This window comes from Ideonella sp. FW305-24 (assembly GCF_058788035.1).
The window spans coordinates 180,624-192,713 of the sequence record NZ_JBYTAI010000010.1 but is presented as its reverse complement, the minus strand read 5'-3'; the positions used below and the strand labels follow the sequence as shown (position 1 = coordinate 192,713).

The following is a 12,090-nucleotide window of genomic DNA, read 5'->3' as shown; positions in this document are numbered from 1 at the left end:
GTCGTCAGAATCGCACGCGGGCCTGGCGCAGCAGCTGGGTTGTCTCGTAAAGGGGCAAACCCATGATACCGGAGTAGCTCCCGGCGATGCGCGCGATCCAGCCGGCCAGCGAGCTCTGGATGGCATAGGCGCCGGCCTTGCCAAACGGCTCGCCACTGGCCACGTAATGGCTGAGCACTTCGAGGGGGATCTCTGCAAAGCGCACGCTGGACAGGCTGAGCGCAAAGCGGCTGCGCCGGCCGTCGTGCACACCCACGGCCGTCAACACCCGGTGGCTGCGGCCGGACAGGGCCTGCAGCGTGGCCAGCGCATGCGCCGCGTCCACCGGCTTGCCGAGGATGCGCCGGCCCAGCGCGACCGTGGTGTCAGAGCACAGCACCGGCGCCGCCGGCAGCCCACGGGCCTTCAAGCGCTCGCGCGCAGCGACCAGCTTGTTGCGTGTCACGCGCTGCACATAGTCGGCCGGTAGTTCGCCGCGCACCTCGGCCTCCAGCGCCTCGGCGTCTTCGTCCGGCGCAGGCAGCAGCAGCTCATGGCGCACGCCGAGCTGGTCCAGCAACTGGCGGCGGCGCGGGCTTTGGGAGGCGAGGTAGACAAAGGCGTGCATGGCCGGCATTCTCAGGCGACGGCGCCACTCTGCCGAGAACGCGCTGCAGCACGCACTGTCCAGCGTGCGCGCAGGAACCTCAGTGCAGGTTCGCCCACCCAGCGCGACACGCCAGAGGCCACCAACACGCTCAGCAGCAGGAAGACCGCCAGCAAGGGCAGGCGCTGGACCGGTTGCAAGGTGTCGCGCTGAAAGAACTGCAGCAGCCCGGCCAGCACCAGCACATGGAACAGGTACAGCTCGTAGCTGTGGCGGCCCAGCCAGCGCAGCGGCGTGAGCAAGCTGTCCAGCCGCCCGCGCCAACCCACGACCACCGGCTGCGGGCCTCGCGAAGCCCACAACCAGATGGCGGTGCAGCCCAGCAGCGCACTGAAGGTCCAGCCCGGATGGGCCATGAAGGACTGGCTCCACACCGCGACCATGCCTGCCACCGCCAGCCAGCGCACAGGCGCAGCCCAGCGCGCCGGCAGCCGCCAGCGCTGGCTGGCCAGCGCACACAACACGCCCGCCGCGATGGCGTCAAAGCAGGCCGGATAGGCGTAGAGGAAATCGATGTCGTTGCCTGGGTGCAGCGTGCGGTAGACCGGCCCCAGCACCAGCAAGGCAACAGCCGCCAGCGCGATCCACAGAGGCCGCTTCAGCAAGCGGCACAGCAGCGGAAACAGCAGGTAGAACGCCTCTTCGACCGACAGTGACCAGTAGACGTTCAGGCAATAGTGGAAGTAGCCCCAGCCTTCCTGCTGCATCAGCAGGTTGTGCCAGAAGCCCAGCACCGAGGCCAGCGCAATCAACCAGCGCTGCGCGGGCAGCGGCGGCCCGTGCTGGTCACTGCCGAAATACGGCAGCCCGCCGACCCAGCCCAGCAGCACGATGACTGCCAGCGCCAGCAGCAGCGGCGGCAGGATGCGGCTGGCACGCTCGACGTAGAAGCGGCGCAGGTCGATGTTCGCCAGCCCGCCATCGCGCTGCAGGACCTGGCGCGTGATCAGGAAGCCCGAGATCACGAAAAACAGCGTCACACCGTAGTTGCCGCGCAGTGTCAGCACCCCCAGCAGCGGCTTGCCGAGCAGGTCGCCCAGCGGGCTTTTCAGCAGCCCGAAGGCCAGCGTGAAGTGCAGCACCAGCACGCTGAGGATGGCCACGCCGCGCAGCGTGTCGACGCGCAGCGAACGGGAGGCATGGAACGGCAATGGCGCGGCGGCAGTGTTCAAGGCGAAGGGCAACAGCAAACGCGTCGAACACCGCGGCTCAGGCCACGCGGCTCACTCGCGGTGGTAAGGATGGCCGTTGCGCAGTGACCAGGCGCGGTAAAGCGCCTCGGCCAGGAACACGCGCACAAAGGCATGCGGCAGGGTCAGGTCGGACAGGCGCAGCGTCTCGTCGGCCGTGGCCTTCAGGGCCGGGTCCAGGCCATCGGGACCGCCAACGAAAAACACCACGTCGCGCCCATCACCCAACCAGAACTCGAAACGACGCGCGAGCTCCGCGGTGGTCAGGCGGGTGCCGCGCTCATCGAGGATGACGCGGCGGGCCCCTTTGGGGCAGGCCGCTTCCAGGCGCGAGGCCTCGGCGGCCATCAGCTGCTCGGTGCTCTTGCCACCGCGCGGCTCGGCCTTGACGGCCCTCAGCTCCAGCTTCGCATCGGCCGGGAAACGCTTGGCGAAGTCCTCGTAGGCCGCGTCAGCCCAGGCCGGCTGGCGCTGGCCGACGGCGGCAAGCACGAGGCGCATCAGGCGCTGCGGCTCAGCGCGCGGTCTTGCGCGGTGCGGCCTTCTTGGCCGGCGCCGCCTTCTTTGCGGCAGCCTTCACAGGTGCGGCCTTGGCAGGCGCAGCCTTGGCTGGCGCCCGCGTGGCACTCTTGGCAGGCAACTTGCCGGCAGTCTTGATGACGCCCTTCTTGGCGGCCACCGGCTTGACGACCAGGGTCTTGACCGGCGTGGCCTTGGCAATGGCCTTCTTGGCCGCGTCCTTGGCGGCCGTCTTCCTGGCTTCTGCCTTGGCGGCTGCAGCCTTGGCCACGGCCTTGGCGCTGGGCATGGGCTCCGGCCGTGCTTCCGGCTTGGCCAGCTTGCCGCCGCTGGTCTTGCGGGCCGGGCGGGACGTGGGCGTCGCCAGCGCTTCGGCCTTGGCCGAGGCCTTCTTCGGCTTGGCGGTCTTCACCGGCTTCGCAACCGGTTCATCGTCCTCTTCTTCCTCTTCGGAAGCCTTGACCAGCGAGACCTGGCTGCTGCCGAGCTTGATCTTGACCGGCTTGCCGCCCCAGATCTCTTCGAGGCGGTAGTAGTCGCGAATGGCGGGCTGCATGATGTGCGCCACGGCAGCACCGCAGTCCACGATGATCCATTCGCCGTTGTCTTCACCCTCGGTGCGCAGCACCTGCAGGCCTTGGCGCTTGACCGATTCGCGCACGCTGGAAGCGAGCGCCTTGGTCTGGCGGTTGCTGGTGCCCGAGGCCACGATGACACGCTCGAACAGCGGCGACAGGTGCTCGGTGTTGAAGACCACGATGTCCTGGGCCTTCACATCTTCGAGGCCATCGACGATGGCGCGTTGCAGTTTGCGGATGTCCATTCAGCGGCCGGGGGGCGCCCGGTAGAGGAGGTGTTGATCAATATAGCGCGCCACCGCCTCACCGACCAGCGGTGAAACCGGCTGCCCGGCAGCGATGCGTTCGCGGATGCCGGTGGCGCTGATGTCGGTACGGGGCAGCGGCAGCACGTTCATGGCGTGTGCCAGGCCCGACCAGGCGGCCGGCGGACTGGGGGTTCGGCCCTCGCGAGCAGCGACGGCAAATGAGACCAGGGAGCGCAATTGTGCCGCATCCCGCCAGGTGTCGAGTCTGGCGTACTGATCCTGGCCGATCACCAGCACCAGCTCGGCCTCTGGAAACTCGGCTTTCAGTTCGCGCGCCGTGTCCACCGTGTAGCTCGGCCCTTGACGCTGCAGCTCGCGCAAATCCAGTGTTTGCCGCGGCTCGTCAGCCATCAACAGCCGCACCATCGCCGCCCGGTCTTCCGCTGGCGCCAGCGCGCCAGCGGGCTTCTGCCAGGGCGCACCGGCCGGCAGCCAGCGCAACTCATCCAATTGCAGCGACTGCACCGCGACACGGGCCAGCGCCAGATGCGCAAGGTGCGGCGGGTTGAAGCTGCCGCCGAATATTCCGATCCGTGGAGCCCCTCGCCGAACGGGTACGTTCGTCGATCCCCCGAGGGGATGCGGGCCGGCTTGGGGCGGCCCGGCGCTCGGCCCGCTGCGCGTCACAGACCTTCACCTGCCCAGTCCCTCGGCCGCAGGAAGTCGCTGTAGAGCCGCGCTTCCGGCGTTCCGGCTTCAGGCGCCCAGTCGTAACGCCAATTCGCCATCGGCGGCATGGACATCAGGATGGCCTCGGTGCGGCCGCCAGACTGCAGGCCGAACAGGGTGCCGCGGTCCCACACCAGGTTGAACTCGACGTAGCGCCCGCGCCGGTAGGCCTGGAAATCGCGCTCTCGCTCGCCGTACGGCATGTCACGGCGGCGCTGCAGGATGGGCTCGTAGGCGGCGAGGAAGGCGTCGCCGACGGCGCGTGTCATCGCGAAGCTCTGCTCGAAGCCGAGCTCGTGGAAGTCGTCGAAAAAGATGCCGCCAATGCCGCGAGGCTCCTGGCGGTGTTTCAGGAAGAAGTATTCGTCGCACCACTGCTTGAAGCGCGGGTACAGCGCCTGGCCAAACGGCGCCAGTGCGTCGCGGCACGTGCGGTGGAAGTGCGCCGCGTCCTCTTCGAAGCCGTAGTACGGCGTCAGGTCCATGCCACCACCGAACCACACCACCGCCTCGCGGCCCTCGGGCTTGGCGACGAAGCAGCGCACGTTCATGTGCACCGTCGGCACATAGGGGTTGCGCGGGTGGAAGACCAGCGACACGCCCATGGCCTCGAACGGCGCACCCGCCAGTTCGGGCCGGTGCGCGCTGGCCGAAGGCGGCAGCTGCTGGCCCTGCACGTGGCTGAAGTTGCAGCCGCCACGCTCCATCAGCCGGCCACCTTCGATCAGGCGCGAAATGCCGTCGCCGGTCAAGCGGGCACCAGGCTCGCGCTGCCAAGCATCCGTCAGGAAAACCTGGCCTTCGAGCTCACCGAACCGGCCCACGATGCGGGCCTGGAGGTCCAGGAAGTAGCGGCGCAATGCCTGCGTGTCGACCAAACGATGGCTCCCGGTTCAACGCTTGATTGCGCGGTGGCCGATGTCGGTGCGCCACTGCGCGCCGTCGAAGGCGATGCCCTGCATCAGCTCGTAGGCGCGCTGCTGCGCGGTGCGGGCCGAGTCGCCCAGCGCGGTCACGCACAGCACGCGGCCGCCGGAGGTCAGGGTCTGGCCGTCCTTGGCCACCGTGCCGGCATGGAAGACCATGCCGTCTTCGGTGCCGGCGGCGTTGGCCGGCAGGCCGGTGATGGCGTCGCCCTTGCGCGGCTCGGCCGGGTAGTTGGCGGCAGCCATCACCACGCCCAGCGCGAAGCGGCGGTCCCATTGCAGCGTGACCTGGTCCAGCGTGCCATCCGTGGCATGCAGCATCACGTCGACCAGGTCGCTCTTGAGCCGCATCATGATGGGCTGGGTTTCCGGGTCGCCCATGCGGGTGTTGAACTCCAGCGTCTTGACCTGGCCGTCGGGCGAGATCATCAGCCCGGCGTAGAGGAAACCGGTGAACGGAATGCCGTCTTTCGCCATGCCGGCTATCGTCGGCAGGATGACCTCGTGCATCGCGCGGGCGTGCACATTGGGCGTCACGACCGGGGCCGGCGAATAGGCGCCCATGCCGCCGGTATTCGGGCCGGTGTCGCCATCGCCAATGCGCTTGTGGTCCTGGCTGGTGGCCAGCGGCAGCACGTGCTTGCCGTCGCACAGCACGATGAAGCTGGCCTCTTCACCCTGCAGGAATTCCTCGATCACGACCCGCGCGCCGCCGGCGTTGTGCACCACGCCCAGCGCATTGCCTTCGAGCATGAAGTCGATCGCCTCGTGGGCCTCGGCCAGCGACATGGCAACGACCACGCCCTTGCCTGCCGCCAGGCCATCGGCCTTGACGACGATGGGCGCGCCGATCTTGTCAACATAGGCATGCGCCTGGGCGGCATCGGTGAAGGTGCCGTAGGCTGCGGTGGGAATCGCATGCCGCTGCATGAAGTCCTTGGCGAAGGCCTTGGAGCTTTCGAGCTGGGCGGCGGCCTTGGTCGGGCCGAAGATGCGCAGGCCGCGGGCGCGGAAGATGTCGACCACGCCCTGGGACAGCGGCGCTTCGGGGCCTACCACCGTCAGCCCGACCTTTTCCTTCTGCGCGAAGTCGGCCAGCGCCGTGGGGTCGGTGATGGGCACGTTGGTCAGGCGCTTGTCCAGCGCGGTGCCGCCGTTGCCGGGTGCCACGAAGACATGCTGCACCTTCTGGCTTTGCGCCAGCTTCCAGGCCAAAGCGTGTTCACGGCCGCCGGAGCCGATGACGAGGATGTTCATGATGGGTGGGCCGTCTTTTCTGATTGTTTTTCTGGAATTTACTGCTCGAGTTCGGCGTTGTGATAGACCTCCTGGACATCGTCCAGGTCCTCGATCACGTCCAGCAGCTTCTGCATGCGCTCGGCATCGTCGCCGCTCAATGCGATGGTGTTTTCGGCCCGCATCGTGACCTCGGCGATCTCGGGCTTCAGGCCGGCGGCCTCCAGCGCGTTCTTGACCGCCTCGAATTCGGTCGGCGGCGTCAGCACCTCGATGGCGCCGTCGTCGTCGGTGATGACGTCATCGGCGCCGGCTTCCAGCGCCACTTCCATGACCTTGTCTTCCGACACGCCCGGCGCGAACACCAGCTGGCCGCAGTGCTTGAACTGGAAGGCCACCGAGCCTTCGGTGCCCATGTTGCCGCCGTACTTGCTGAACGCGTGGCGCACATCGGCCACGGTGCGCACGCGGTTGTCGGTCATGCAGTCGACGATGATGGCCGCGCCACCAATGCCGTAGCCCTCGTAGCGGATTTCCTCGTAGTTCACGCCTTCGAGGTTGCCCGTGGCCTTGTCGATGTTGCGCTTGACGGTGTCGACCGGCAGGTTCACCGCCTTGGCCTTTTCGACCGCCAACCGCAGACGCGGGTTGGCCGAGACATCGCCGCCGCCCAGCCGGGCCGCGACCATGATTTCACGGATGACCCGCGTCCAGGCCTTGCCCCGCTTTTCGTCCTGACGACCTTTGCGGTGTTGGATATTGGCCCATTTCGAGTGCCCAGCCATGACAGAGTTCTCCTGCGCCCGGGCACGCCAAAGCCGACCCGGGGCATTTCAAGTTTCTTGGATAGACTGAGATTTTACTTGGTGGCCTGTCGGCCGCCACGAGGAGACTTCGATGGCCGACCCTCTGCTCGTCGCGCAACACGGCGACACCCGCTGCGAACTGCTGCCCGAGCTGGCCAACCGCCACGGCCTGATCACCGGCGCCACCGGCACCGGCAAGACCATCACGCTGCAAACCCTGGCCGAGGGTTTCTCCCGCATCGGCGTGCCGGTCTTCATGGCTGACGTGAAGGGCGACCTGACCGGCATCAGCCAGGCCGGCAGCCTGAGCCCCAAGCTTGCCGCCGTGCTGAAGGAACGTGGCCTGGACGCACCGGCATCCGTCGCCTGCCCCACCACGCTGTGGGACGTGTTCGGCGAGCAGGGCCACCCGGCGCGCGCCACCATCAGCGACATGGGGCCGCTGCTGCTGGCCCGCATGCTGGCACTCAACGAGACCCAAGCCGGCGTGCTGAACCTGGTCTTCAAGATCGCCGACGACCAAGGCCTGTTGCTGCTGGACCTGAAGGACCTGCGCGCGATGCTGCAGCACGTGGGCGACAACGCCTCGCAGTTCACGACCGAATACGGCAACGTCAGCGCCGCGTCCATCGGCGCGATCCAGCGCGGCCTCCTGCAGATCGAACAGCAAGGCGGCGACCAGTTCTTCGGCGAGCCGATGCTGAACATCGCGGACTTCATGCAGACATCCGATGGCCTTGGCGTCATCAACATCCTGTCGGCCGACAAGCTGATGAACGCGCCGCGGCTGTACGCCAGCTTCCTGCTGTGGATGCTGTCCGAGTTGTTCGAGACGCTGCCCGAGGTCGGCGACCTCGAAAAACCCAAGCTGGTCTTCTTCTTCGACGAGGCCCACCTGCTGTTCAAGGACGCACCGGCGGCGCTGGTCGAGCGCATCGAGCTGGTGGTCCGCCTGGTGCGCTCCAAGGGCGTGGGCGTCTATTTCGTGACCCAGAACCCGCTGGACGTGCCCGACAGCGTGCTGGGCCAGCTCGGTAACCGGGTGCAGCACGCGCTGCGCGCCTTCACGCCGCGCGACCAGAAGGCCGTCAAGAGCGCCGCCGAAACCATGCGCGCCAACCCCGGGCTGGACATTGCAACAGCCATCACCGAACTCGGCGTGGGCGAGGCGCTGATCAGCTTCCTGGACGCCAAGGGCCGGCCCTGCGTGACCGAACGCGTGTTCGTGCTGCCACCCGGCGGCCAGATCGGCCCGATCACGCCGGCCCAGCGCCAAACGCTGCGCGAGGGCTCGCTGGTGGCGGGTGTCTACGAAACGGCGTTGGACCGGGAGTCGGCCTACGAGAAGCTGCGCGGCGGTGCCGCGGCCTCGCCAGCGCCGGGCGCCAGGCCCACAGCCACCGGCATGCCCACGCCGACTGCCGGCCAGCCCGCGCCTGGGCAAGCGCCCGCCGAGGCCCAGGGCCCTGGCTGGATGGACGGCATGAAGGAAGGCCTCAGCGACCTGCTGTTCGGCTCGACCGGCCCACGCGGCGGCCGGCACGACGGGCTGGCGCAGACCGTTGCCAAGTCCGCCGTGCGCACCATCGGCTCCAGCGTCGGCCGGGAGATCGTGCGCGGCGTGCTGGGCTCCATCCTGGGCGGCGCCACGGCCAGCCGGCGGCGTCGCTGAACCGCGTCAGAAATACAGCGCCACGACCTCGCTGATCGGGTCGCCGCTGGCACCCGCCTGCACCAGCGGGATGGCGACCACGGTGCGCAGCCCGGCCGCGTCCAGCTCGCCGGCCAGCGCCTGGCCTGCCGGCTCCGGGCTGGTGCAGACCTGGACCACGCCGGTGGACCGCGCCCGGCCAATGGCGCCCAGCGCCTGCAACGGCAGGCTTTCGGTGGGCAGACTGCCGCGTGCCTCACAAAAGCCGAAGCCGCGCTGCAGCATCAGCCCGTCGGCATCCGGCAGCCAGCCTTCGATGCGCCGCGCAATCGGCGTGGCCGGCGAAGACAACAGGCTCAACACCCAGGTGTGCGCCGGGTCCCGGCCAGCGCAAGGCAACGCCAGGCCGCTCACCAGCCCGGCATCGGCTGCGGCCTGCGCGCGCAGGAAGTGCGCAGCATCGAGCTGCTCCATGAAAACCGCCTGCTCGCGCTGCCAGGCCAGGCCGGGCAGGCCGCTGCCTCGCGGCAGGAAGGCGTCGCGAGCCAGCGCCTCCATCGCTGTGCCCGCGGTGTCGCCGCCGAAGATGCCGTCATCCAGCCTCAGGTCGGACGTGATGCGCGGATCGTTGTGCCAGAGCTCGATCGCACCGGCCTGGGCCTGGACCTCGCCGCACAACAGCACCAGCACCGAGCTGAGCGCCCCGTTCAGGAACACCGGCAGCGCCAGCGCGCAACTCAAGCCGCCGGCCCGCGCCGCGTCGATGCGGCGGAAATAGCTGCCCTCGAACTGCCGCAGCAGCAAGGGCCGGCCTTCCTCCCAGGCCCGGCCGGGCAGGCCTTCGTCCCGGCCGAAACACATCTCCCGGCTGATCCGGCCAAACGCCGGTGCGTTGTCGAACCACCCATCGGCCAACTCAAGTACACCGCCATCGACCGAGGGCACCCAGACTTCTGCGACGCGAATGAAGGTGCTCATGCAGCTGACCCAAGCAAGCTGCGCACCCGAACAGCCGCAATCGGCACTGCCAGCGCTCCGCAGCCGCATTTCGCGCCTCGCCCGGCCGCCTTCGCGCGCCATGGCGGCCAGCCGTCGCACCGCAGTTGCCGGCCTGCGCCCCCGCTGCAGAATCGCCCCATGCCCTTGCCCGATGCTTCCCCCGCAGCCCCCTCGCCCATCCCGCGCAGCTGGTTCGCCGAGTTGCTGCAAGCCTGCCGCCACGTGCACCTGAGCACACAGCTCTTCTGCGTGCTGATTGCCGGTTTCCTGACCCTGACCGGCTCGTCCTTCTGGGTGGCATTGGTGTATTCGCTGCTGATCGGCAATCTCTGCTCGATCCTGATCAACCTTGGCCGCTACGGCCTGGCACGCTGGCGGCTCTCGCTGCCCGGGCCGCATCCGCCTGCCTTGCGCGAGGGCTGGCCAGGCTGGGGCTGGATGGTGCCGCTGGTGCTGGCGGGTGGTGCAGGCGGCTACATCCTGGGCTCCCAGATCGCCGACCTGCTGACCGGCCAGCAAAGCGTGATGCCCTGGCGCGGCTCGTGGCGGGCCTGGTCGGCCGTGCTGGCGCTGTCCATGATCGCGGCCTTGGTGGGAACCTGGTTCTTCTACACCCGAGGACGGCTGGCCGCGGCCGAGGCCCAGGCGGCGCAGGTCGGCCGGCTGGCGGCCGAGACCCAGCTGCGGCTGCTGCAGAGCCAGCTGGAGCCGCACATGCTGTTCAACACGCTGGCCAACCTGCGCGCACTGATCTCGCTCGACCCGGCGCAGGCCCAGGCCATGCTGGACCGGCTGATCGACTTCCTGCGCGCCACGCTGAACGCCAGCCGCACCGATGCCCATCCGCTGTCAGCCGAGTTCGACCGCCTGGCCGACTACCTCTCGCTGATGCAGATGCGCATGGGCAGCCGGCTGCGCACCGAGCTCTCGCTGCCGCCCGAGCTGGCCACCTTGCCAGTGCCGCCGCTGCTGCTGCAGCCGCTGGTGGAAAACAGCATCAAGCACGGCCTGGAACCCCAGCGCCGCGGCGGCCTGCTTTCGGTGCAGGCGCGGAGCGAGGGCGCCACGCTGGTCCTGACCGTGCGCGACGATGGCCGTGGCCTGGCAGCTGCCCGCGCCGCCGCCGAGACCGACCCCACCGCCACGCGCGGCACCGGCTTCGGCACGGCCCAGGTGCGCGAGCGCATGGCCACGCTGTACGGCGAGCGCGGCCAGTTCGAACTCACCGAGCATCCCGATGGCGGCACGCTGGCCACGCTGCACCTCCCGCTCCCCAGTGGCAACTGAACCCTCTCCTTTTGACAAAGCTGACCATGCCCCTCACCGCCCTGATCGCCGAAGACGAACCACTGCTGGCCCAGGCCCTGGCCGCCGAGCTGGCCCGCGCCTGGCCCGCACTTCAGTTGCTGCCACCCGCCATCGATGGCGACGACGCCGTGGAGCGTGCGCTGGCCGACACACCGACGCTGCTGTTCCTGGACATCCGCATGCCAGGCCGCACCGGGCTGGAAGCGGCGCAGGCCATCGTCGAGGACTGGCCGGCCAACAAGCCGTTGCCGCTGATCGTCTTTGTCACCGCCTATGACCAGTACGCACTGCAGGCCTTCGAAGCCAGCGCGGTGGACTATGTGCTCAAGCCCGTGCAGCCGGCGCGCCTGCTCGCCACCTGCGAGCGGCTGCAGGCCCTGCTGGCGCAGCGTGAGCCGGCCGCGGCCGATGCCGCAGCCACCTCGTCCGACGAAGCGCTGCTGGCCCGGCTGCGCGGCCTGCTGGGCGGCACCGAAACGCCAGCCGCAGCGCCACTGCAGCTGATCCAGGTGGGGGTGGGCAGCAGCATCCACATGGTGCCCATCGACGAGGTCGTCTACTTCGAGGCGGCCGACAAGTACGTGCGCGTGCTGACCGCCACGCACGAGCACCTGATCCGCATGTCGCTGCGTGAACTGCTGCCGCAGCTGGACACCCAGCGCTTCTGGCAGGTGCACCGCGGCACCGTGGTGCGCGCCAGCGCGATCAGCCAGGCGCAGCGCGACGAAGCCGGCCGGCTGCATCTGCTGCTGCGCGGCCGGCCGGAGCAATTGATCGTCAGCCGCCTGTACGCGCCGCGCTTCAAGAGCATGTGAGGCCAGTCCGGCGGCAATTCACGCCCGCTGGCGACCGGCCGTCGCATGCCGCTGGACGCAGGCCTGCGGCAGCCTGAAGATCAGCCCATCGACACCCCGCCTCACCGGAGACACTCATGCGAGACCGTGACCGCGACACCACTTCCGACAACCCCGAAGACGCACTGATGCGCCAGGCCAGGCGCCGGGTGCGGCTCAAGACCGGCTTCCTGACCCACCTGCTGGTCTACGTGCTGGTCAACCTCGGGCTGTTCCTGCTGAATGCCAGCACGGGCGGCGCGCACTGGCACCAGTTCCCGTTGTTCGGCTGGGGCATCGGGCTGGCGATCCACGGCATCGTGACCTTCTTCTCACTGACCGGCGACGACTGGCGCCAGCGCATGCTGGACAACGAAGTGCGGCGGCTACGAGAACGTCAGCGCTGAAGACCGGGCGGCGC

At 68.7% G+C, this 12,090-nt stretch carries 13 protein-coding genes; 4 read left to right on the top strand and 9 right to left on the bottom strand.

The genetic code is table 11. The annotated features are described in order from the left end of the window. Positions 1 to 4: 4 nt before the first annotated feature. The 8 genes from AC3WR5_RS24100 to AC3WR5_RS24065 are packed head-to-tail and all read right to left on the bottom strand — an operon-like array spanning position 5 to position 6,857. Positions 5 to 616: a Maf family protein gene (locus AC3WR5_RS24100; protein ID WP_492487719.1), complete on the bottom strand. Its 612-nt coding sequence runs from the start codon at positions 614 to 616 to the stop codon at positions 5 to 7. A gap of 2 nt (positions 617 to 618) precedes the next feature. Beyond that, positions 619 to 1,818, bottom strand: a complete 1,200-nt coding sequence (locus AC3WR5_RS24095) for an acyltransferase family protein (protein WP_492487717.1) — start codon at positions 1,816 to 1,818, stop codon at positions 619 to 621. A 51-nt stretch (positions 1,819 to 1,869) separates the two neighbouring features. Next, on the bottom strand, positions 1,870 to 2,337 hold the full coding sequence (gene rlmH / locus AC3WR5_RS24090) for a 23S rRNA (pseudouridine(1915)-N(3))-methyltransferase RlmH (RefSeq protein ID WP_492487715.1): 468 nt from the start codon (positions 2,335 to 2,337) through the stop codon (positions 1,870 to 1,872). Positions 2,338 to 2,350: 13 nt separating this feature from the next. Next, positions 2,351 to 3,178, bottom strand: coding sequence for a ribosome silencing factor (rsfS, locus tag AC3WR5_RS24085; RefSeq protein ID WP_492487714.1), 828 nt, complete (start codon positions 3,176 to 3,178; stop codon positions 2,351 to 2,353). After that, complete coding sequence (gene nadD / locus AC3WR5_RS24080) at positions 3,179 to 3,868, bottom strand: nicotinate-nucleotide adenylyltransferase (RefSeq protein WP_492487712.1); 690 nt, start codon at positions 3,866 to 3,868, stop codon at positions 3,179 to 3,181. Continuing rightward, entirely contained in the window at positions 3,865 to 4,788 is a 924-nt protein-coding gene (gene hemF / locus AC3WR5_RS24075) for an oxygen-dependent coproporphyrinogen oxidase (RefSeq protein ID WP_492487710.1), read from the bottom strand. The genes nadD and hemF overlap by 4 nt, the downstream gene beginning before the upstream one ends. A gap of 15 nt (positions 4,789 to 4,803) precedes the next feature. Continuing rightward, positions 4,804 to 6,093, bottom strand: coding sequence for a phosphoribosylamine--glycine ligase (purD, locus tag AC3WR5_RS24070; protein WP_492487708.1), 1,290 nt, complete (start codon positions 6,091 to 6,093; stop codon positions 4,804 to 4,806). 38 nt (positions 6,094 to 6,131) lie between these two features. Continuing rightward, complete coding sequence (locus AC3WR5_RS24065) at positions 6,132 to 6,857, bottom strand: YebC/PmpR family DNA-binding transcriptional regulator (RefSeq protein ID WP_141288297.1); 726 nt, start codon at positions 6,855 to 6,857, stop codon at positions 6,132 to 6,134. Positions 6,858 to 6,969: 112 nt separating this feature from the next. Between AC3WR5_RS24065 and AC3WR5_RS24060 the strand changes: the two genes are divergently transcribed. Continuing rightward, positions 6,970 to 8,550, top strand: a complete 1,581-nt coding sequence (locus AC3WR5_RS24060) for a helicase HerA-like domain-containing protein (RefSeq protein ID WP_492487706.1) — start codon at positions 6,970 to 6,972, stop codon at positions 8,548 to 8,550. Between the two features lie 6 nt (positions 8,551 to 8,556). Here AC3WR5_RS24060 and AC3WR5_RS24055 read toward each other — a convergent pair whose 3' ends face one another. Further along, positions 8,557 to 9,507: a hypothetical protein gene (locus tag AC3WR5_RS24055; protein WP_492487705.1), complete on the bottom strand. Its 951-nt coding sequence runs from the start codon at positions 9,505 to 9,507 to the stop codon at positions 8,557 to 8,559. A gap of 159 nt (positions 9,508 to 9,666) precedes the next feature. Between AC3WR5_RS24055 and AC3WR5_RS24050 the strand changes: the two genes are divergently transcribed. The 3 genes from AC3WR5_RS24050 (at position 9,667) to AC3WR5_RS24040 (ending at position 12,076) form a co-directional block, all read left to right on the top strand. Next, positions 9,667 to 10,815, top strand: coding sequence for a sensor histidine kinase (locus AC3WR5_RS24050; protein ID WP_492487703.1), 1,149 nt, complete (start codon positions 9,667 to 9,669; stop codon positions 10,813 to 10,815). A gap of 26 nt (positions 10,816 to 10,841) precedes the next feature. Next, positions 10,842 to 11,651: a LytR/AlgR family response regulator transcription factor gene (locus AC3WR5_RS24045; RefSeq protein WP_231012770.1), complete on the top strand. Its 810-nt coding sequence runs from the start codon at positions 10,842 to 10,844 to the stop codon at positions 11,649 to 11,651. Between the two features lie 116 nt (positions 11,652 to 11,767). Then, complete coding sequence (locus tag AC3WR5_RS24040) at positions 11,768 to 12,076, top strand: 2TM domain-containing protein (RefSeq protein ID WP_141290341.1); 309 nt, start codon at positions 11,768 to 11,770, stop codon at positions 12,074 to 12,076. The last annotated feature ends 14 nt before the right edge of the window (positions 12,077 to 12,090 follow it).